General features: G+C 53.1%; 18 protein-coding genes. 5 read left to right on the top strand and 13 right to left on the bottom strand.

Features of this window, described 5'->3' with window-relative positions; translation table 11 throughout:
* Window positions 1-7: 7 nt before the first annotated feature.
* From kdsB to ansB, 12 genes are all read right to left on the bottom strand, one after another.
* A complete protein-coding gene (gene kdsB / locus G544_RS0110300) occupies window positions 8-763 on the bottom strand; it encodes a 3-deoxy-manno-octulosonate cytidylyltransferase (RefSeq protein WP_027274523.1) in 756 nt (251 codons plus the stop codon).
* Window positions 760-942: a Trm112 family protein gene (locus G544_RS0110295; protein WP_027274522.1), complete on the bottom strand. Its 183-nt coding sequence runs from the start codon at window positions 940-942 to the stop codon at window positions 760-762. Before G544_RS0110295 ends, kdsB begins: the two co-directional genes overlap by 4 nt.
* A gap of 105 nt (window positions 943-1,047) precedes the next feature.
* Window positions 1,048-2,043, bottom strand: a complete 996-nt coding sequence (lpxK, locus tag G544_RS0110290; protein ID WP_027274521.1) for a tetraacyldisaccharide 4'-kinase — start codon at window positions 2,041-2,043, stop codon at window positions 1,048-1,050.
* Window positions 2,040-3,788 carry a lipid A ABC transporter ATP-binding protein/permease MsbA gene (msbA, locus tag G544_RS0110285; protein ID WP_027274520.1) on the bottom strand — a complete coding sequence of 583 codons (1,749 nt, stop codon included), beginning with the start codon at window positions 3,786-3,788 and terminating at the stop codon, window positions 2,040-2,042. Before msbA ends, lpxK begins: the two co-directional genes overlap by 4 nt.
* A 35-nt stretch (window positions 3,789-3,823) precedes the next feature.
* On the bottom strand, window positions 3,824-6,121 hold the full coding sequence (locus tag G544_RS0110280) for a DNA internalization-related competence protein ComEC/Rec2 (RefSeq protein WP_161624119.1): 2,298 nt from the start codon (window positions 6,119-6,121) through the stop codon (window positions 3,824-3,826).
* A gap of 227 nt (window positions 6,122-6,348) precedes the next feature.
* Window positions 6,349-6,639, bottom strand: coding sequence for an integration host factor subunit beta (gene ihfB, locus G544_RS0110275; RefSeq protein WP_027274518.1), 291 nt, complete (start codon window positions 6,637-6,639; stop codon window positions 6,349-6,351).
* A 53-nt stretch (window positions 6,640-6,692) separates the two neighbouring features.
* Window positions 6,693-8,372 (bottom strand): 30S ribosomal protein S1, encoded by a 1,680-nt coding sequence (gene rpsA, locus G544_RS0110270; RefSeq protein ID WP_027274517.1) that lies wholly within the window; start codon window positions 8,370-8,372, stop codon window positions 6,693-6,695.
* 140 nt (window positions 8,373-8,512) lie between these two features.
* Entirely contained in the window at window positions 8,513-9,190 is a 678-nt protein-coding gene (cmk, locus tag G544_RS0110265) for a (d)CMP kinase (RefSeq protein WP_027274516.1), read from the bottom strand.
* A 187-nt stretch (window positions 9,191-9,377) separates the two neighbouring features.
* On the bottom strand, window positions 9,378-10,664 hold the full coding sequence (gene aroA / locus G544_RS0110260) for a 3-phosphoshikimate 1-carboxyvinyltransferase (protein ID WP_027274515.1): 1,287 nt from the start codon (window positions 10,662-10,664) through the stop codon (window positions 9,378-9,380).
* A 58-nt stretch (window positions 10,665-10,722) separates the two neighbouring features.
* A complete protein-coding gene (locus tag G544_RS0110255) occupies window positions 10,723-11,418 on the bottom strand; it encodes an aspartate/glutamate racemase family protein (RefSeq protein ID WP_027274514.1) in 696 nt (231 codons plus the stop codon).
* A 114-nt stretch (window positions 11,419-11,532) separates the two neighbouring features.
* Complete coding sequence (gene serC / locus G544_RS0110250) at window positions 11,533-12,618, bottom strand: 3-phosphoserine/phosphohydroxythreonine transaminase (protein ID WP_027274513.1); 1,086 nt, start codon at window positions 12,616-12,618, stop codon at window positions 11,533-11,535.
* 313 nt (window positions 12,619-12,931) lie between these two features.
* Complete coding sequence (gene ansB, locus G544_RS0110245) at window positions 12,932-13,981, bottom strand: L-asparaginase 2 (RefSeq protein ID WP_027274512.1); 1,050 nt, start codon at window positions 13,979-13,981, stop codon at window positions 12,932-12,934.
* A 209-nt stretch (window positions 13,982-14,190) separates the two neighbouring features.
* On the opposite strand from ansB, the gene ycaO reads away from it, so the two are divergent.
* The 5 genes from ycaO to G544_RS0110220 all read left to right on the top strand — a co-directional run bounded on the left by ycaO (window position 14,191) and on the right by G544_RS0110220 (window position 20,958).
* Complete coding sequence (gene ycaO, locus G544_RS0110240; protein ID WP_027274511.1) at window positions 14,191-15,954, top strand: 30S ribosomal protein S12 methylthiotransferase accessory factor YcaO; 1,764 nt, start codon at window positions 14,191-14,193, stop codon at window positions 15,952-15,954.
* 365 nt (window positions 15,955-16,319) lie between these two features.
* Window positions 16,320-17,171, top strand: coding sequence for a formate transporter FocA (focA, locus tag G544_RS0110235; RefSeq protein WP_027274510.1), 852 nt, complete (start codon window positions 16,320-16,322; stop codon window positions 17,169-17,171).
* A 58-nt stretch (window positions 17,172-17,229) separates the two neighbouring features.
* A complete protein-coding gene (gene pflB / locus G544_RS0110230; RefSeq protein ID WP_027274509.1) occupies window positions 17,230-19,512 on the top strand; it encodes a formate C-acetyltransferase in 2,283 nt (760 codons plus the stop codon).
* Between the two features lie 175 nt (window positions 19,513-19,687).
* Window positions 19,688-20,428 carry a pyruvate formate lyase 1-activating protein gene (gene pflA, locus G544_RS0110225; protein ID WP_036023790.1) on the top strand — a complete coding sequence of 247 codons (741 nt, stop codon included), beginning with the start codon at window positions 19,688-19,690 and terminating at the stop codon, window positions 20,426-20,428.
* Window positions 20,429-20,457: 29 nt separating this feature from the next.
* The gene (locus G544_RS0110220) at window positions 20,458-20,958 is read left to right on the top strand and encodes a cytochrome c oxidase assembly factor Coa1 family protein (protein WP_027274507.1); all 501 of its coding nucleotides are present in this window, start codon (window positions 20,458-20,460) and stop codon (window positions 20,956-20,958) included.
* A 54-nt stretch (window positions 20,959-21,012) separates the two neighbouring features.
* Here G544_RS0110220 and G544_RS0110215 read toward each other — a convergent pair whose 3' ends face one another.
* Window positions 21,013-22,161 (bottom strand): MFS transporter, encoded by a 1,149-nt coding sequence (locus G544_RS0110215; RefSeq protein ID WP_027274506.1) that lies wholly within the window; start codon window positions 22,159-22,161, stop codon window positions 21,013-21,015.
* Window positions 22,162-22,265: the final 104 nt, after the last annotated feature.

Here is a 22,265-nt window from a genome sequence, read left to right as displayed (position 1 = left end):
GTCTGAATTAGAAACGATGACCCAGCGCCTCTCTAACCCGGAACAGGTCTTCCGGCGTATCAACGCCGACGGTCGGCACTTCTTTCGCCTTGTCTACGTGGATTTTTTCGCCGTACCAAAGCACGCGAAGCTGCTCCAGCATTTCAATTTGTTCAAGGGGGCTAGGCTGCCAGTTGACGTAGCGACGCACAAAACCGGCTCGGTAGGCATAAATGCCGATATGGCGTAGATAGAAGTCGCCAATTTCATCGGTTGAAGCGCTAAAGCGGTTTCTGTCCCATGGGATAGTCGCCCTGGAGAAATAAATCGCATAGCCTTTACTGTCGATAACGACCTTCACCGCATTAGGATTAAACGCTTCTTCAACGGAATCAATAGGCACGGCCAACGTCGCCATCCCGGCATCGGACTTGGCCAGATTATCAGCAACCTGTCGGATGATAACCGGAGGGATCATAGGCTCATCGCCCTGCACGTTGACGATGACTTCGTCATCGCTAAAACCGTAGCGCTCAATCACTTCCGCCAAGCGTTCCGTGCCGGAATTGTGGTCAGGGCTGGTCAAGCAAACTTCTCCGCCCGCCGCCTCTACCGCCAGCTTAACCTCTTCATTATCGGTTGCGACAATGACTCTGGACGCGCCGGACTCCAGCGCGCGCTCCATGACGTGAACCACCATCGGCTTACCGGCGATATCCGCCAGAGGCTTGCCCGGCAGGCGCGTTGACGCATAGCGGGCGGGAACAATCGCGATAAAACTCATGATCCTTCCTCATCCAGGGTCAGCTTATGTGCTTCGCTTTCCAGCAGCACCGGGATCCCATCGCGGATCGAATAGGCCAGACCGTCCACTTTACAAATCAGCTGCTGCTGTTCTTTATTAAGGGCCAGCTTGCCGTTACAGACCGGGCAAGCAATGATTTCCAACAGACGATGATCCATGAATAACCTCTAGTCACTACCAAGATTTATACTGCCGCTGACAATAGCATATTTTTTGCCAAGACTTCCTGCAACTCGAATGATTTAGGGTGTATGTCAAGGTTTTTACACCTCTACGCGCCGACGAGAGATAACATTCGCCAGCGTCGCTAACAGACGGGCTTCGTCTTCAGAAGGGAAATTGGCGTCAACCGGCAAATACCACCAGTTATCCTTGGCAAATCCCCGGCACTTTACCGCGTCTTTTTCCGTCATTAGCAGCGACTGTTCTCCCGTCGTAAGCCCTGACAGCGCGTCCAGCGCGTAAGGCTGATGGTCGGCAAAGCCGTGAACGGCTTTTGGCTCTACGCCAAGACTCTTTAACGTTTGAAAGAATCGCGGCGGATGACCAATTCCAGCCATCGCGACCACGCTACCAAGCTCCGTTGCCGGCTTTTTCTCACCGCTGACCAGATTTACGGCTAAAGAGGGCGCCAGCGTCATCGGGATCTCCCCCGCTTTCGCCTCACCGCCGTTAGTAATGACGGCGTCCACGCGGCGCAGCCTTCCTGCACGTTCCCGCATCGGCCCGGCCGGTAGCCACCAGCCGTTGCCAAAGCGGCGCACGCCGTCAACAACGACCAGTTCGACGTCCCGCTGCAAAGCATAATGCTGCAGGCCGTCATCGGTAACAATAACGTCTAATTCATACTGCGCGAGCAAGGCCTGAACGGCCTGAGCGCGAACGGGGGACACCGCGACAGGAACGCCCGTACGCTGAAAAATCAGCACCGGCTCATCGCCCGCCGTTTGCGTCGTCGTAGTTTCATCCAGCACAACCGGATAGCTATCGGCTTTACCGCCGTAGCCGCGCGAAACGACGCCAACGCGAAACCCTCGCAGGAGAAGGCGTTCCACCAGCCAGATAACAACCGGCGTCTTACCGTTGCCGCCGGCGGTCAAATTGCCGACGACAATAACGGGAACCGGGGAACGCCACGCGCGAAGCAGGCCAAGGCGATAGGCTAACTGCCTCAGTCCGCTTATCAGCCCGTACAGCCAAGACAGCGGCAACAGCAGCAGATAAAGCTTTGACTGCCCTGACCAGATGCGCTCAATCATTGGCTAAACTGCATCCGATGCAGCTGGGCATAGACGCCGCCGTTGCTTAGCAAAGAAGCATGGTTGCCGCGTTCGACGATGCGCCCATCCTCAATAACCAGAATCTCATCCGCCTTTTCAATCGTGGACAGGCGGTGAGCAATCACCAGCGACGTGCGGTTTTTTTGCAGTTCATCCAACGCCGCCTGGATCGCACGTTCAGATTCGGTATCCAGCGCCGAGGTGGCTTCGTCCAGAATCAGTATCGGGCTATCGCGCAGCAGCGCACGGGCAATAGCAATGCGCTGACGCTGGCCTCCGGAAAGCAAAACGCCGTTCTCGCCGATAACCGTATCCAATCCCAGGTCCATCTTCTTGATGAAATCCATCGCGTAGGCCATCGTCGCCGCTTTCTCTATCTCTTCGCGGCTGTACCGCTCGGTACGCGCATAGGCAATGTTGTTAGCGATGGTGTCGTTAAACAGGTGAACGTTTTGAGAAACGACGGCGACCTGCTCCCGCAGCGAGCTAAGGGTATATTCCCTAATCTCGTGGCCGTCGATAAAAATCTCACCGCTTTGAATATCATAAAAGCGCGTCAATAAATTGGCTATCGTCGACTTGCCGGAGCCCGAGCGCCCGACCAGCGCGACGGTTTTCCCCGCGGGGATAGTCAGACTGATGTCCTTCAGCGCGGGCTCTTCTTTCGTCGGATAGGTGAAAATGACGTTACGAAGCTCAACGTCGCCCTTCACGCGGTCAACTTTCAGCGTCCCTTCATCCTTTTCGGTTTCTGAATCCAAAATGGCGAACAGCGTCTGGCAGGCCGCCATGCCGCGCTGGAACTGCGCATTTACGTTAGTTAAGGACTTAAGCGGCTTCATCAACGCTACCATGGAAGAAAAAACCACGGTAATCGTTCCTGCCGAAAGGTTATCCATAATTTGCGGGAAGCTGGAGGCAAACAGCACCAAGGCCAGCGCGGTAGAAGCAATCAGCTGGATAATGGGATCGGAAATGGCCGATGCCGCCACCATCTTCATCCCCTGCTGGCGCATGCGGTTGCTGACCTTATCAAAACGATTGGTCTCAACTTCCTGACCGCCGAACAGCAGAACCTCTTTATGGCCCTTCAGCATCTGCTCGGCACTTGCGGTCACCTGCCCCATCGTATTTTGCATGTTCTTACTGATGGCGCGAAACCGCTTGGATACAAAGCGAATAACGACGGATACCACCGGCGCCAGCACGAGTAAAATCAGCGAAAGCTGCCAGCTGTTGTAAAACATCATCGAAAACAGCGCAATAATATAAGCGCCTTCACGCACGACGGTAATCAGCGCGCCGGAAGATGAAGAGGCGACCTGCTCGGAATCATAGGTAATGCGCGAAAGCAGCGTACCCGTGGACTGCTGGTCAAAGAAAGACACCGGCATTCCCATCATGTGGTTAAACAGCCTACGGCGCATCGTCATAACGACCTTGCCGGAAACCCACGACAGGCAGTAGGTAGAAACGTAGCTGGTAATGCCACGAGCGACCATCAGCCCTAATACGACGACCGACATCCAGGCCAGCACGTTGCTTTCTGACTTGCCGAAGCCTTCATCCAGCAGCGGCTTTAACAGTGAAAGCATCAAGGCATCCGTTCCCGCGTTGAAAATCAGCGCTACGGCGGCGACGATAAGCCCCGTCCTGAATGGTTTTATCATGGGCCACAGCCTGCGGAAGGTCTGCCATGTAGAGATGTCTTTGTCGTTTATCATTCATATACCAACGTTATGCGATTAAGCGCATTATTTTACTCATTATGACGCAAAGAACCAAATGACGCGTGATACCAGCGGGGCATTATCTGCGCTCTTAGCGTCAAAACATGATAATTGTCATTATAAAACAAAGCACTTACCTGCCCTTCTTCGGACGTAGAATACCAGTCGATTTCTGCCTGCCGGTAACGAATTATCGTGTTTTCAGCCGGTAGGCGCCACGGATTAAAGCGCGCCGCCGACGCCAGCGCCGCCTGGGGATTAACGGCATCAATAAACGCTTTTGTCGACGACGTCCTACTGCCATGGTGGGGAACCTGAAGCAGCGTGCTGGCAAGCTCGTCACCATAGTGAGCGACCAAGCGCCGCTCTTGCCTTTGCTCAAGATCTCCGGTCAACAAAAGCCGGAATCGTCCGTCGCTAATTTGAATAACGCAAGATTCCGGATTGCCAGCGCTTTCGGTAAGGCGTTCAGGCCATAGAGCATCAAACGTCAGCGTTTTCCATTGCCACCTCTCTGCGCGTCGACACGGCTGGCCTAATCCGCTCACTGAACTCTTTAGCCAAGCGTCAGGATACGCCTTTCTTAGAACGTTTAATCCACCTATGTGGTCGGAATGCTGGTGGCTGAGAATAATGCCGGTCAGATTCAACCCGTGCCAGCGTAAGAAGGGAATGATTTCCCGCTCCGCAGCGGACGTATCCCCCCAGCTTTGGCCGGTGTCATATATCACCGCCTCATTTCCTTGACGAATAATAACGGCCAGCCCGTGCCCAACGTCGAGCATATCGACTCGCCAACGCTCGTCTTCTCTTTGCCAGCAGGGTTGAGAGAGAAGCAGCAAAATAGCGCCGCATGAAAAAGGACAGCTGCGCCACAGGCCAAATCGCCAAACGACGACCGCAATCCATCCCGCAAAGCTTAACGCTACGCCGTAAATAGACACGTTTATCCAGCCGAACTCCAGATTGGAAAGCGCTGTCATCATCAGCGACAGAGCTCCGTCGGCTACCCACCAGAAGGCATAGCTAACGTCCGGTAGCCCCATCGTGACGAGCCCACACAGGATGAAGGGAACCGCCACCCACGACACGATGGGAATAGCCACTGCGTTTCCTAAAAGTGAGCTTAGGCTCAAGCCGTGAAACAGCAAAAATTGCAGCGGCAACAGCAGCGCCATCATGGCAAACTGAGCCGACAGCCAGCCTATCATGGGGCGTAGCCATCTCCCTGACTCAGGCAGCGGCAGCCATTGAAACCAGAAAATCAGCCCCGCAACCGCCAGGCAGGACAACCAAAAGCTGTCGGAAAGCGCCATCATCGGATCGATAACCAGCAGAAGAGCAACGATGCGAATCCAAACCTGCCACGACGACCAGTGAATGCCCGCAAGCCTTAGTCCCAGATAAGCTGTGATGGCACAAAGCGTTCTCAACGCCGGAGGGTTCGCTCCGGCCAGCCAAACGTAGAGCGCGGCGGCGAGCCACCCCGCCAGAAGAGGGAAACGAGGGCCAACCAGACGATTAGGAAGAAAGCGCTGAACCATGCGCGACAGCGCGAAGCCAAACCCACCGGCAAAAACGATGTGTAGTCCTGATATCGCCATCAGATGGGCAGTACCGGTTTTTATGAAGCGCTGGTTGTCTTCCTGAGATACCCTTTCCCTCTCGCCAAAGGCCAGCGCCATCAGAACGCCTTGATATTTCAGGCCGGAGGTTATCTCAAGAGAACGGTTAACCAACCGCTGTCGAAGGCCGGGCTCGCCGTCGAGCAATTCAGCCGACTTTATGCGGCCAATAAGAGGCTGCCCGTTTGACATCGCGCTCCGCTGCTTGTCATATCCACCCTCGTTTAATCGACCGTGGACGGGCCTGAAATTTACCGACAGCCGCCAGCGCTGACCGGACTGCATCTGACGGCTTACGGATTCTTTCCCTGCGGGAAAAGCAAGCGACAGGGGAAAACCCCCTTCCGTCGACAGCGCCAGGCCATCTACGTGCGTAACGTCAAAACGCCTGCTCACATACGGATTGCCCGAATGCAGGTTGGCGCTAACCACCTTACCTTCAACTACGGCGCTTTTGCCGCTATAAAAATCAACGCGGTCACACAGCCTGCCGGCGAGCAGCGTTCCCCACAGGAAAAACACCAGCGCCACACTTACCCACCGACAGAAGCCATTGCGCACCAGGGCAAGGCAACAAGCCCCGAAGGCAACTAGATACCACAGCGAGGATGACGGAAGCTCAACCAGAAACAGCAAAGGAAGAATACCGATGATAGCCGCGATAGCAATCGCGTCGAATGATAGCCGTAATAACAAGAACACAGCCCACCAGATTTATTTACATCGGTTCTTTTTAAAAGAAGGGAAACCACGGCGCCAGCAGCAAAAAGCAACGCCGCGGCTTCTCACCAAAAATTGTGTACGTGAAGAAGAAAGCGCTAACGGGCTATGCGAGGAAATGCGCAAAATTGACAAACCACCGTCTAAAAAACAAAAAGCCCGAAGCGGTTAACCCGCCTCGGGCTTTTTCACGTTTATCTGGCTAGAATTTACGATTCAACGTAAATATTCGCGCGATCGCGCAGCTCTTTACCCGGCTTAAAGTGGGGAACGTATTTACTTTCCAGTTCCACTTTTTCGCCAGTTTTCGGATTACGCCCGATGCGCGGAGCACGGTAGTGGAGAGAAAAACTGCCAAATCCACGGATTTCAATGCGTTCCCCACCTGACAGCGTAGCCGCCATGTGTTCCAGCATTTCTTTTACCGCGTCCTCAACCACTTTTGTTGGTAAATGAGTCTGCTTACCAGCGAGTCTTTCTATCAGTTCTGACTTGGTCATCGTTCCTCCAATCAGCTCAACTACCGAAGGGGCGGCATAACCGCCCCTCGCCATTATTCGCCTTTAGCCGCTTTAAATGCTTCAGCCATAGCGTTGGAGAATCCACCTTCTTCCTGCTTGCTGTTGTTGTTAACAGTAGCAACGGCTTCTTTCTCGTCAGCTTCGTCTTTAGCACGAACGGACAGGCTGATTACGCGGTTCTTACGGTCAACGCCGGTGAACTTGGCTTCAACTTCATCGCCAACGCTCAGGATCGTCGTTGCATCTTCAACGCGATCGCGGCTGGCGTCAGAAGCACGCAGATAGCCTTCAACGCCGTCTGCTAATTCAACTGTAGCACCTTTTGCGTCAACTGCAGTGACTTTACCCTTAACGATGGCGCCTTTTTTGATGTTCGCCATATAGTTGTTAAACGGATCTTCAGCCAGCTGCTTGATGCCTAAAGAAATGCGCTCGCGCTCTGCGTCAACCTGCAGAACAACGGCGGCGATTTCGTCGCCCTTCTTGTAATCGCGAACGGCTTCTTCGCCAGCCACGTTCCAAGAGATGTCAGACAGGTGAACCAGACCGTCGATGCCGCCGTCCAGACCGATGAAGATACCGAAGTCAGTGATTGACTTGATCTTGCCTTCAACGCGCTCGCCCTTGTTATGGGTTTCAGCGAACTGCTGCCACGGGTTCATTTTGCACTGCTTAAGGCCCAGGGAGATACGACGACGCTCCTCATCGATGTCCAGAACCATAACTTCAACCACGTCGCCAACGTTAACCACTTTAGACGGATGGATGTTCTTATTGGTCCAGTCCATTTCAGAAACGTGCACCAGGCCTTCAACGCCTTCTTCGATTTCAACGAAGCAGCCATAGTCGGTCAGGTTGGTCACGCGGCCGGTCAGGCGGGTGCCTTCAGGGTAGCGCTTGGCGATTGCGACCCACGGATCTTCGCCCAGCTGCTTAAGGCCCAGAGAAACGCGAGTGCGATCGCGGTCGAACTTAAGCACTTTAACGTTGATTTCGTCACCAACGTTGACGATTTCGCTCGGGTGCTTAACGCGCTTCCAAGCCATATCGGTGATGTGCAGCAGGCCGTCTACGCCGCCCAGATCGACGAATGCGCCGTAGTCAGTCAGGTTCTTAACGATGCCCTTGACTTCCATGCCTTCCTGCAGGTTTTCCAGCAGCTGATCGCGCTCAGCGCTGTTTTCAGATTCGATAACCGCACGGCGAGAAACAACAACGTTGTTACGCTTTTGGTCAAGTTTGATGACCTTGAACTCAAGCTCTTTGCCTTCTAAGTGCAGCGTGTCGCGAACGGGACGAACGTCAACCAGTGAACCCGGTAGGAACGCACGAATGCCGTTAAGCTCAACGGTAAAGCCGCCTTTGACCTTGCCATTGATAACGCCCATAACGGTAGCCGCTTCAACAGACGCTTTTTCCAGCGTGATCCAGGCTTCGTGGCGCTTGGCTTTTTCACGAGACAGCAGAGTCTCGCCGAAGCCGTCTTCGATAGCGTCCAGCGCTACGTCAACTTCATCGCCAACTTGAATTTCCAGTTCGCCCTGAGCGTTTTTAAACTGTTCTACAGGAATAGCAGATTCTGATTTCAGACCTGCGTCAACCAGAACAACGTCTTTATCGATAGCAACAACGACGCCGCGTACAATGGAACCCGGACGGGTTTCAATTTCATTAAGGGATTCTTCAAAGAGTTGAGCAAAAGATTCAGTCATAGTGTTAATCTTCAGGGTTTTTAATTAACGTCCACCAGACGTCCGGTTTGGTGGGGTTGTTATACATACTCCGCCGCATTCCTTGCGAGAGAGTTACACATAAACCTACCGCTTACCGTTAAGCAAGCCATAGGCAAGTATTATTTTAGCACATTCTGTATGTGCGCTAATGCGTGTTGGATCACTTCCTCAATACCCATATGGGTTGAATCCAGCATCAGCGCATCCGCCGCGGGCACCAGCGGCGCCACGGTCCGATTACGATCCCGGGCGTCCCGTTCCTGTATCTCGGATAAAAGGCGGTCGAATTTAACACATTCCCCCTTCGCCTGCAACTGAAGCATGCGCCTTCTGGCGCGTTCTTCGGCGCTGGCGTCGAGGAAAAACTTCACCGGCGCGTCAGGAAATACAATAGTTCCCATATCGCGACCGTCGGCAATCAGCCCCGGCGCCTCTCGAAAAGCGCGCTGCCGGCGCAGCAGCGCCTCGCGCACGCGGGGAAACGCCGCAACCTGAGACGCGGCGCTGCCGACCCTTTCGTTGCGGATTTCATTCGTCACCGTTTCGCCTTCCAGAACCACCTGAAGCTCGCTTTGCTGATAAACAAAGCGCACATCCAGATGCGTTGCCAGCGGCACCAGCGCCTCTTCACAAGACAAATCCACGTTATGGTGCAATGCGGCCAGCGCCAAAACGCGATAGATAGCGCCAGAGTCCAATAAGTGCCATCCCAGCTTTTGAGCCAATGCCTGACAAAGCGTTCCTTTTCCAACGCCGCTCGGGCCGTCAACCGTAATGACCGGCACAACTGCTGCCATAAAGTACTCCTTAGCTAAAACCCACGTATCTGAAACAATTCGGCGGCCATTATACGCATCTGGGCTCAATGCGGATAGAACGCGTACCCAATCAATCGGCTATTTTAAGACAAGATGAGAAAGATCAATAAGAAAGGAGGGAGTATTCCCGCACGGCTTAAAAAGAGATAGCCGCACGGGAACGGTATTATGAGGAATGGCTTAAGCGGGCGAACTGCGTGAAGTAGTCGGGGAACGTTTTAGCCGTACACTTCGGATCCAAAATCGTTACCGGCGTATCGGACAGCGCCACCAGCGAGAAACACATGGCGATGCGGTGATCGTTGTAGGTTGCAATTTCCGCATGCTTTAGCTTTTCGGCTGGCGTAACGCGAATATAGTCTTCGCCCTCTTCTACCTGAGCGCCTACTTTTCGTAGTTCGGTCGCCATAGCGCTTAGCCGATCGGTTTCCTTAACCCGCCAGTTATAAATATTGCGGATGCAGGTTTCCCCTTCGGCAAACAGCGCGGTAGTGGCGATTGTCATCGCCGCATCGGGAATGTGGTTCATGTCCATATCGATCCCCTTAAGAGCGCCGCGACGGCATTCGATATAATCATCGCCCCAGACTATTTCTGCGCCCATCGCTTCCAACACGTCGGCAAAGCGAACGTCGCCCTGTACGCTCTTTTTACCGATACCGGTGACTCGAACGCGGCCTCCCTTAATGGCCGCTGCGGCCAAGAAGTAGGACGCGGAAGAAGCGTCGCCTTCCACCAAATATTGCTCGGGGGAACGATAGCCCTGCCGGCCTTTAATCAGGAAGCGACGGTAGTCTTCATTGACGACCTCAACGCCGAAGTCGCGCATCATGTGTAGCGTGATGTCGATGTAGGGTTTAGATACCAGTTCGCCGATAATCGTAATCACGGTATCGCTTTGCGCCAACGGCGCCGTCATCAGCAACGCGGTCAAAAACTGGCTGGATACCGAACCGTCAACCGCGATTTCGCCGCCAACGAAGCCGCCCCGCAGGCGCAGAGGCGGATAGTCTGTCTGTTCCAGATAGTCGATTTGGGCTCCCCCCTGACGCAGGGCGTCTACCAGATGGCCAATCGGACGCTCTTTCATTCTCGGCTCGCCGGTGAGGATCGCGTCGCTGGCCCCCAAGCTTAACGCCGCCGCAAGCGGACGCATCGCCGTACCCGCATTGCCAAGAAATATCTCAACGGGAGAGGTGGGCTTGAGAGGCCCGTCGATGCCAACCACGTCGCAGATCGTTCGGCAGTCGGAAAGCTGAAAATGAACGCCCAGCGTCTTCAACGCATTCAGCATGTGGCGCACGTCATCGCTGTCCAGCAAATTGGTTAAACGCGTCGTTCCTCGCGCCATCGCGGCAAGCAGCAGCGCGCGGTTGGACACGCTTTTTGAGCCCGGCAGGTTAATCTCACCGTCGAAACGCGCGACGGGCTGTAGGGTTAAAGACTCCAACATGAATAGATTTTCTCTTTTTATTAAGTGTCAATGAGTAAAAACGCTGGTTCAGGCGCGCCTAAGATTCCAGCGCAAGCTCCGCGGCCCTGACGGCGTGGATTTCCGCCGTATCGTATACGGGCACCGATACGTCTTTTGGGCCAACCAGTAAGCCGATTTCAGTACATCCGAGTATCATCCCCTCGGCGCCTCGCTCCGTCAGCGTTTGCATAATGCGCTGAAACTCACGGCGGGAAGCGTCCTCTATTTTGCCGAGGCAAAGCTCTTGATAAATAATCCGATGGACAATTTCTCTGTCGCCCTCATCGGGAACGATAGCCTCAATGCCATACTGCTCGGCCAGGCGCCCCTTATAAAATGCCTGCTCCATAGTGAATTTCGTCCCCAGCAGGCCGACTTTTTTCAGAGCATCGCGCTTAATCACCTGCGCAGTCGCATCGGCAATATGGCATACGGGGATCGGTACCGCATCGGCGACCTGCTGATAGACTTTATGCATGGTGTTGGTACATATAATCAAAAAATCTGCGCCAGCGGCATTTAAACGACGGGCGGCGTCAACCAGCACTTCCCCGGCGGCATGCCAATCGCCCCGATGCTGAAGCCGCTCGATTTCATCAAAATCGACGCTATACAGTACAACCTTTGCGGAATGAAGCCCCCCAAGGCGGCGTTTTATCGTTTCGTTAATGTGGCGGTAATAGGGAATTGTTGATTCCCAGCTCATGCCGCCGATAAGACCGATGGTTTTCACAATGACACTCCCTGGCGCGCAGTCGTCACTTTAAATAGGAGAGAGGTTAACGCACGCCACTCGGTGAAAGCTTCCGCCGAGTGGGTGCCTGACGCGGATTACAATAAGGAATAATCAGCCGTGGCGGCGTTCAAAGTCGCTCATAAACTCGGTTAACGCCTGTACGCCGGCCAGAGGCATAGCGTTATAAATAGACGCGCGCATCCCGCCGAGTACGCGGTGTCCTTTCAGAGCGTGCAGACCGGCCGCTTTCGCCTCTTCCAGAAACAGCTTGTCCAGCTCGCCGTCGGCCAGTTGGAATGGAACGTTCATTTTTGAGCGGTTGGCTGGCGCAACGCCGTTGCGATAAAAGTCGCTGTTATCAATCGCGCTATACAAGTGCTGCGCCTTCTCTTCGTTGCGGCGAGCCATTTCCGTCACTCCGCCCTGGGCCTTCAGCCACTTAAACACCAGCCCGGACAGATACCAGGCGAACGTCGGCGGCGTATTGAACATGGAATCGTTCTTATCCAGCACGGCATAGTCAAGAATAGAAGGCGTCTCTTTGCGCGCTTTGCCCAGCAGGTCTTCGCGTACGATAACGACCGTGATCCCGGCTGGACCGATGTTCTTTTGCGCACCGGCATAAATAGCGCCGTAGCGGCTGACGTCGATCGGGCGAGACAGGATATTGGATGACATGTCCGCAACAACGACTTTGTTACCAAAATCGGGCTGTTCATCAATAGCCACGCCGTCAATCGTTTCATTCGGGCAAAAGTGAACGAAGGCCGATGCGTCGTTGAGCGCCCATTCTTTCATAGGCTTTACCGCCGTCAGGCCGTTAACCTGAGTTTTTACGTCTATCACGTTCGGCGTACAGTATTTTTCCGCTTCCAGCACGGCGCTGTGCGCCCAGTAGCCGCCGTCAACATAGTCGGCCTGAGTTTTGTCCCCTAAAAGATTTAGCGGAATAGCGGCAAACTGCGCGCGAGCGCCGCCGTGACAAAACAGAACCTTGTAGTTTTCCGGGATTTTCATCAGATCGCGCAGATCCTGCTCTGCAGTTTCGGCAACCTGCATAAACTCTTTGCTGCGGTGACTAATTTCCATGACCGACGTGCCGAGCCCCTGCCAATCGCATAACTCCTGCTGCGCCTGACGTAACACCTCAACCGGTAACATCGCCGGCCCCGCACTAAAATTGAAAACTTGTGCCATTTATTTTCACCGTCCTGATAAGCGTATTCAAAGAACCAAAAATTCAAACGAGACTACCGGTTTTATCACTCACTCAATCTTGCTGCAATGCTTATCTATCCCTAACAGAAGGAAATTTTGTTGCCTTCTTTTTTGACAACTTTTCTTTTTTAGTCGGGTATTCGGAAATCAGGGAATTGAGCCCATCATTTCACTACGGTGAGCCGACATTTCCGGCAAATTGCACCGTATATCGAGTTGAAAATAGATATCACGACAAATAAAAAACGGCGGAGCTAATAGACCAACCCCGCCGCTTATTTAGGTTTCACCGTTAGTACTTGTTGAACATCTCCTGAATTTCAACGGGATCTGTCGTTTTAGTCAGCGCCAGCTGCAGAAGCACGCGCGCCTTTTGAGGATTGAGCGTACCGGAGGCCACAAAGCCGTACTTATTGTCGTCAACTTCAGCATCACGAGTCGTCGCCCCGCTGGGAACGCGGGATGAACGAACGATCACCACGCCCTGCTCTTTCGCCTGCACGATGGCGTCAAATATGTTCTTGTACATATTCCCGTTGCCCACGCCTGCGCTGACAATCCCTTTGGCGCCCTCGCTGACCAGCGCCTTCACCGGCGCGGCCGAAGCGTTAGCGTAGCTGTAGACGATGTCGACCTTGGGCAGCTCCGTTAGCTTGCTGACGTCGAACGGCGCTTTGGGCGCGTGCACCCGCGTGGGCATGCGCTGATAGTCAACTTGACCGTTGTGAATATAGCCCAGCGCGCCGTAGTTTATTCCCATAAATGTCTGTACGCCGGTGGTATTGGTCTTCGTCACGTCGCGCGCGTCCAACACCGTGTCGTTCATGGAGACCAGAACGCCACGACCTTTAGAATCCGGGTCAGTGGCCACAACCACGGCATTATAAAGGTTGAACGGGCCGTCGGCGCTCATCGCCGTCGCGGGCCGCATCGCGCCCACCATGACGACCGGTTTGTCGCATTTGACCGTTAGATTTAAAAAATAGGCCGTCTCTTCCATGGTGTCAGTGCCGTGAGTAATGACAAAGCCGTCGCTGGATGAGCACTGTTCGTTGATAGACTTCGATAGCTTCAGCCATACTTCATCATTCATATCCTGAGAGCCTATATTGACTATCTGCTCTCCTTTAATATTGGCGATTTCTTTTAGCTGGGGAACGGCGTCAACCAGTCTCTCTACGCCAAACTGGCCGGAAACATAGTTGGTTTGGGTTTCAGAGGCACCGCCGCCGGCAATGGTTCCTCCGGTGGCGAAAACGGTAATGGTCGGCAGTTTTGCTGCTGCGCTCAAACTGATACAACAAAGCGCGAGGGCAAGCGTAGATTTCCTAAATACAGACATAGACACATCTCCATTGATAAGCGGAAATTATTATTAAACTGCTACGAGACGGTGCTCCGCTCGATCCTAACGATATGTTCTATATTATTCTGTGATATACGGCCGCTAAATGGCTTTTGGCTTAAGAGTTTAACTTCAGAGAATAGAGCTTCATCCAAAAACCCCGTATTATGCCCGCGAGCAAAACGCCTACTATTGAGACAACAACCATGCAGACAACTTCGCAAACCTTCATTCCCGGCAAAGACGCTGCGCTGGAAACGTCAATCGAACGCTTTCAGCACAAGCTTTCCCAGTTGGGTTTCCACATTGAGGAAGCTTCCTGGCTAAACCCTATTCCCAACGTCTGGTCGGTGCACATCCGGGATAAGGACTGCCCCCTTTGCTTTACCAACGGCAAGGGCGCATCGCGTAAGGCTGCGCTGGCTTCAGCGCTGGGAGAATACTTCGAGCGCCTGTCGACCAACTACTTTTTTGCTGACTTTTATCTGGGCCAAAACGTTGCCGAGGGCGACTTTGTCCACTACCCCAACGAAAAATGGTTCCCTATTCCTGAAGATGAATCACTGCCAGAAGGCCTGCTTGATGAGCGCCTGCGCGATTTTTACGACCCGGAGCAAAGCCTGACGGCCAGCGGGCTGGTGGACTTACAGTCAAGTAACGTGGAACGCGGCGTCTGCGCCCTTCCCTTTGTTCGCCAGTCGGATGAAGAGACGGTTTATATCCCGGTCAACGTCATAGGCAACCTTTACGTTTCCAACGGCATGTCTGCGGGCAACAACCGCAATGAGGCAAGAGTTCAGGCGCTGTCGGAAATTTTTGAGCGCTACGTAAAAAATCACATTATTGCTGAAGCTATCAGCCTGCCGGATATCCCTACCGCCGTCATCGCCCGCTATCCGGCGGTTAAAGAAGCCATCGATGCGCTTGAAGCGGAAGGCTTCCCCATTTTCGCTTACGATGCGTCCCTCGGCGGCAAGTATCCGGTTATTTGCGTCGTGCTCTTTAATCCCAGTAACGGCAGCTGTTTCGCCTCCTTCGGCGCCCACCCGGACTTTGGCGTTGCGCTTGAACGAACCGTAACGGAACTTTTACAGGGCCGCAGCCTGAAAGATCTCGACGTCTTTAACGCTCCCACGTTTGATAATGAAGAAGTGGCCGACCACGCTAATCTGGAAACCCATTTCATCGACTCAAGCGGCCTTATTTCCTGGGATCTGTTCAAGAAAGACGCTGACTATGCGTTCGTAGACTGGAGCTTCAGCGGTACGACCGAAGAAGAGTTTAAGGCCATGATGGACATTTTCCATCGTGAGAACGTCGAGGTTTATATTGCCGACTATAACCATCTCGGCGTTGACGCCTGCCGCATTCTTGCGCCCGGCATGTCGGATATTTATCCGGCTGAAGATCTGTTTTTGGCCAATAACAACATGGCCGTTCACCTGAGAGAAACCCTGCTTTCACTGCCTTCCAGCCAGTGGACGCCGCAGGAATACCTCGCGCTTATCGCGACTCTGGACGATGAAGGACTAGACGATGCCGTTCGCGTTCGCGAGCTTCTGGGAATGGCGAGCGGTTCCGGCAACGGCTGGAGCAGCCTGCGAATTGGCGAACTCAAGGCCATGCTGGCGCTGGCCGGCGGCGACCTGGAGCAGGCGCTAAGCTGGGTTGAATGGGCGCAGGACTTCAACGCGTCGCTGTTTACGCCGGAGCAAAGCAGCTACTACCGCTGCCTGTCCACCCTTCTCTTGATGCTGTTGGATGAAGAAGAGCGCGATCCCGAACAGTACAATCCTGCATTCATCCGCATGTACGGAGAGGAAACGGTCAAGGCCGTCTGGGACGTCATTAAGGGGAAACAACGCTTCTATGGATTATTTGATGTAGATCAAAATTTATCGCAACTTCCCGCTCACGTCGCGCTTTTAGAAGCTTACAATAAGCTTCAGCAGGCAAAACGCACCGTGTAAAATCAGAAAGTGCCGAGCCGAAGCGTAAATATGCGCTTCGGTTCAATAATATATAAAGTAAAATTCAATCGCATTGTGTTAATAAAAAGTAAAAATAAATTTTATTATTTAACCTTAAAATAAATATAATATTAGTTATTAACATTTCATCGGTTAGAATCCTCCCCGATTAAAATTATGCAATAAAATTTAAAAAATTTTTTATTCATAAAAATCAATTAAATAATTTAAAAAAGCTCTTTTAGAGGCCGTTTCCGGCCAATATTCATTTGACGCACAATGATCGGCATCAATTTTTACGGTATACTGCTTTGTTAGTATCACCGGGCAATTTAGTCTTTATTTAGGCGCACGAGATCTATTCAGTGAAAACAGATAATCCTATTGCAGCGTTATCACCTGCTGCTATGGCGCAGGTCGCAGAAAATGCCGGCATCTATAAAGCGACCAAGCACCCCGCAATAACCTTCGGCTCGGCTATTTTGGCCGGCGCGTTTATCTCCATCGCATTTGTCTTTTATATTACAGCCACTACCGGAACGGCAAACGTGCCCTTCGGCATGGCCAAGTTTCTTGGCGGCGTCTGCTTCTCATTGGGCCTGATGCTGGTCGTCGCCTGCGGTACCGATCTTTTTACCTCAACCATTATGACCTGCGTGGCCAAGGCAACTAACCACATTACCTGGGGTCAAATGTTTCGTAACTGGGTTAACGTCTACTTCGGCAATATGGTCGGTGCCCTGCTGTTTGTTGCTATTATTTTTATGTCGGGCCAAATGATGACGGCGAACGGCCAGTGGGGCCTAAACGTTTTACAAACGGCCGACCACAAAATGCATCATACTTTCTTGGAAGCCGTCGCCCTTGGCACGCTGGCCAACCTGATGGTTTGCCTTGCCGTCTGGATGAGCTATGCTGGCCGCAGCCTGATGGACAAAATGTTCGTCATGATTCTTCCCGTCGCGATGTTCGTCGCCAGCGGTTTTGAGCACAGCATCGCCAACATGTTCATGATCCCAATGGGTATCGTGATTAAAGATTTTGCCTCGCCGGAGTTCTGGCAGGCCATAGGCAGCTCGCCGGAACAGTTTTCCAGCCTGACTGTTGGTAATTTTATTGTAAGTAACCTGATCCCCGTTACGATAGGCAACATCATCGGCGGTTTAATGGTCGGTTTGCCCTTTTGGGCTATGCATTTGCGCGGCGAGAAGCATTAAGACGCTTCTTACCACATGAGTTATCTCCATTTCCTTAGTATATAAAGGTAGGTGAAAAATGACCGAGCTTAACGAAAAGTTTGTCAAGGCCTGGGAAGGTTTTACAGGCGGCGACTGGCAGCACAACGTCAACCTCCGCGACTTCATTCAGAAAAACTACACTCCGTATGAAGGCGACGAATCGTTCCTGGCTGGTGCTACCGAAGCGACCGACAAGCTTTGGGCCAAAGTGATGGAAGGCATTAAAATCGAGAACCGCACTCACGCGCCTCTGGATTTTGATACCGATGTTGCTTCAACCATCACCTCTCACGACGCTGGCTATATCGAGAAAGAGCTGGAAACCATCGTTGGCCTGCAAACCGATGCGCCGTTAAAGCGCGCCATCATCCCGTTCGGCGGCATCAAGATGGTTGAAGGTTCCTGTAAAGTTTACGGTCGTGAACTGGATCCTCAGCTGAAGAAAATCTTCACCGAATATCGTAAAACCCACAACCAGGGCGTGTTTGACGTTTATACCAAAGACATCCTGAACTGCCGTAAGTCAGGTGTACTGACCGGTCTGCCTGACGCATACGGCCGCGGCCGCATCATCGGCGACTATCGCCGCGTTGCCGTATACGGCATCGACTACCTGATGAAAGACAAGTTCGCCCAGTTCAACTCTCTGCAAGACAAGTTGGAAAACGGCGAAGACTTGGAAATGACCATCCAGCTGCGCGAAGAAATCGCTGAACAGCACCGCGCTCTGGCCCAGATGAAAGAAATGGCCGCCAAGTACGGCTGCGATATTTCTCGCCCTGCGACTAACGCTCAAGAAGCCGTTCAGTGGACCTACTTCGCCTACCTGGCCGCCGTTAAGTCTCAAAACGGCGCCGCCATGTCCTTCGGCCGCGTATCCTCTTTCCTGGATATCTACATCGAACGCGACATGAAGAAAGGCATCCTGACCGAAACTCAGGCTCAGGAGCTTATCGACCACCTGGTCATGAAGCTGCGTATGGTTCGCTTCCTGCGTACTCCTGAATATGATGAGCTGTTCTCCGGCGACCCGATTTGGGCAACCGAATCTCTGGCCGGTATGGGCTTAGACGGCCGTACTCTGGTCACCAAATCCAGCTTCCGCTTCCTGAACACCCTGTACACCATGGGCCCGTCTCCGGAACCGAACATGACCATCCTGTGGTCTGAAAAGCTGCCGCTGGCGTTCAAAAAGTATGCCGCCAAGGTTTCTATCGATACCTCATCCGTTCAGTATGAGAACGATGACCTGATGCGCCCTGACTTCAACAACGACGACTATGCGATTGCCTGCTGCGTAAGCCCGATGGTCGTCGGTAAGCAAATGCAGTTCTTCGGCGCTCGCGCTAACCTGGCGAAGACCATGCTGTACGCAATCAACGGCGGTATGGACGAGAAGATGAAGATTCAGGTCGGACCGAAAGAAGCACCGATGACCGACGCCGTTCTGGACTTCGACAAAGTCATGGATCGTATGGATCACTTCATGGACTGGCTGGCCAAGCAGTACGTCACCGCCCTGAACATCATCCACTACATGCACGACAAGTACAGCTATGAAGCTTCACTGATGGCGCTGCACGACAGAGACGTTATCCGCACCATGGCCTGCGGCATCGCCGGTCTGTCCGTTGCGGCTGACTCACTGTCTGCTATCAAGTACGCTAAAGTTAAGCCGGTTCGCGATGAAGACGGCCTGGCCGTTGACTTCGAAATCGAAGGTGAATACCCGCAGTTCGGTAACAACGATCCGCGCGTTGACGACCTCGCCTGCGACCTGGTTGAGCGCTTCATGAAGAAAATCCAGAAGCTGCGCACCTATCGCCACGCGATCCCAACCCAGTCTGTTCTGACCATCACCTCTAACGTGGTTTACGGTAAGAAGACCGGTAATACCCCAGATGGCCGTCGCGCAGGCGCACCGTTCGGACCGGGCGCTAACCCGATGCACGGCCGTGACCAGAAAGGTGCAGTAGCCTCTCTGACCTCCGTTGCTAAACTGCCGTTCGCCTACGCGAAAGACGGTATTTCTTATACCTTCTCAATCGTACCGAACGCGCTGGGTAAAGACGACGACGTGCGTAAAGCCAACCTGGCTGGCCTGATGGACGGTTACTTCCACCACGAAGCCTCTATCGAAGGCGGTCAGCACCTGAACGTCAACGTAATGAACCGTGAAATGCTGGTCGACGCAATGGAACATCCTGAGAAATATCCTCAGCTGACCATTCGCGTATCCGGCTATGCCGTTCGCTTCAACTCTTTAACCAAAGAGCAGCAGCAGGACGTTATCACCCGTACGTTTACCCAAACGATGTAATTTCAACTCTGGTTGAAATAGCATAGAATTAAAGGCTCCACCTGTGGTGGGGCCTTTTTATTTTGTTCTATTAGTGCTTCGCCGGAAATCTTGCTCTGAAAAGAGTAAACTAAAAGGGTTTCGGGCAAAGCAATAAACGACAGGGCCGTACGGGTCCATTTGGAGTTATCGAGTAATGTCAATCAAAGGCCGTATCCACTCTTTTGAATCCTGCGGCACCGTCGACGGGCCGGGGATCCGCTTTATCGTCTTCTTTCAGGGCTGCCTGATGCGCTGCCTTTACTGTCACAACCGGGATACCTGGGATACCCACGGTGGAACGGAGGTCGCGGTAGAAGACTTAATGAAAGAGATAGTGACCTATCGCCACTTTATGAACGCCTCCGGCGGCGGCGTCACCGCGTCCGGCGGCGAAGCGATTTTACAGGCCGAGTTTGTCCGAGACTGGTTTCGCGCCTGCCAAAAAGAAGGCATCCACACCTGTTTGGACACCAACGGCTTCGTGCGCCGCTACGACGCGGTTATCGACGAGCTGCTGGACGTTACCGATCTGGTCATGCTCGACCTCAAGCAGCTTGACGACAGCGTCCACCAGAATCTGGTCGGCGTATCCAACCACCGTACGCTGGAGTTCGCCCGCCATCTTGCCAAGCGTAACCAAAAAACCTGGATCCGCTACGTGGTTGTGCCCGGCTGGTCCGACGATGAAAAATCCGCCCGCATGCTCGGCGAATTCACGCAGAACATGACCAACATTGAAAAAATCGAGCTGCTGCCCTATCACGAGCTTGGCAAGCACAAGTGGACGGCCATGGGCGAAGAGTACAAGCTCGACGGCGTCAAGCCGCCTAAAAAAGAGACCATGGACAGGGTCAAAGCCATTTTGGAAGAGTACGGTCACAAGGTTATTTATTAACCCCAGACTTAGCGATACAAGGACACATCGTGGAAAAGGACTTTCGGCCCGGCGCCCGTTCGAGCGCCGAAGGGAAAAAACCGACGCTTCTGCGCAGTAAATGGCTATGGATAGCCATCGCTGCGGTAGTCGTTCTCGCGCTCATTATTACGTTTACCGTTAGGTTTATCGTTTTCTCCCCTACCGTTTCTAAAAACTATCAGTTTTATCATTCCGTCGCCGAACGGGTAAAATCCGATCGGCAGGTGATTGCCCTGCTGGGAGAACCGCTGGACGTACACCCTATTCCTCTCACCAGCCCCTGTAAGGATCAAGAGTGTACTCACTTCACGTCCCTGATTAAGGGTAGCAAAATGACGGGGCAGATAGAGATAGAGGCAATTTATTCAAGCGATCGCTGGGTAACCCAATCCGTTCGCCTAAGGCTGCTGGCGTCAAATAGCGGTATTGTGCCCGATTTCAGCCTATCGACCATAAAGAAGAATCAGGTTATCGAGCTGGATATTAAGGATGAGCCTTCAAGCCCATAACATTAATGAAGGGAAAGACGGTAGAACCCGCGCCTGAGCGCGGGATAAACAACGCTACTGCATCGTCAGTGGACGATGATAGCGCCCGGCCTTGCGAAACAGCATGGTCATAAATACGGCGGCGGAAACGGCAATCACGATAAACAGCAGCTTATCGGAATACTGCTGCATCAGCATGGCCGTTAACGCAGGCCCCAGCAGGCTGCCGACGGTATAGCTAAGCAGCAGCGTCTGATTCATAGTGATAAGCTCGTCAGAGCTGGCCCGCTCGCAGCCCCACGCCATCGCAATAGGGTAAAGCGTAAAGCCGGACAGTCCCAGCATAAACAGAGACAGCGCCAAAGAGTCGCCGCTCAATACGCTGAGCGAGCTGACGATAATAACAAAAACCTGAATTCGCAAAATAAACAGCTGCCCAAAGCGGTCAGCCAGCTTGCCGATCGGCAGTTGCCCCATCATGCCGGCACAGACGATCAGCGCCATCCAGTAGCCCACGCGCGCATTGTCATAGCCGGCATGAGATAGATAAAGCGGCAGCAGCCCGTACAGAGAGCCCAGCACGACGCCCGAAAGCATGCAGCCGACGACGCCAAGGCGGGCATCCTTACGCTTAGCCATTGACCAAACGTGATAACGCTTGCCTTCTTCGCTGACCGGCTTCGGCATGCGCATAAAAAGCAGCGGCAGCAGCGAGGCAATAAGCACGCCCGTCGCCCAGGGAAGCACGCCGTGAAGCGCAGTAGGCAACGCCCCCAATAGCATTTGTCCAATCAGCGTTCCGGTATAATACACCAGCATATAGGCGGCCAAAAGCTGGCCCCGGCAGCGCAGCGCGCCGTTGTATAACAGCGCGCTTTCAACCACAACCCAAATCATCGCGCAGGCTATGCCGGCCAGAAAGCGCCAGGCGCTCCAAGAGATAAAGCCGACGGAAATCCCCAAAAGAAGCGTAGCGGCAATAAACAACGCGCAGGCGCCATGATAGGTTTTGACAAAACCAAACGCGTTAATCAACGCTCCTGCAATAAGCGCGCCTATCAGGTTACCGGTAAAATAGGCCGAGCTCACTACGCCAACCTGCCAGGTTGAAAGCGAGGCGTGATTTAGCCAAAGGGGAACCAGCGTATTCAAAACGGCCATCGACGTTGTAAACAGCAACAGCCCGGCTAACAGAAGCAGCACGGGACGACTAAACGCGGACATGTTTATGCCAATAGGAGAAAGGAAGAAATGTGTGACGCAGATCATCCCACTGCGGAAAAAAAAGTCAATGGGAATCGCTGGAGATAAAACAAAAATAAGTAGCG

It is taken from the genome of Leminorella grimontii ATCC 33999 = DSM 5078 (genome assembly GCF_000439085.1).
Taxonomy (GTDB): domain Bacteria; phylum Pseudomonadota; class Gammaproteobacteria; order Enterobacterales; family Enterobacteriaceae; genus Leminorella; species Leminorella grimontii.
The sequence above is the reverse complement of the archived record's forward strand: the minus strand, read 5'-3'. Positions and strand labels throughout refer to the sequence as shown.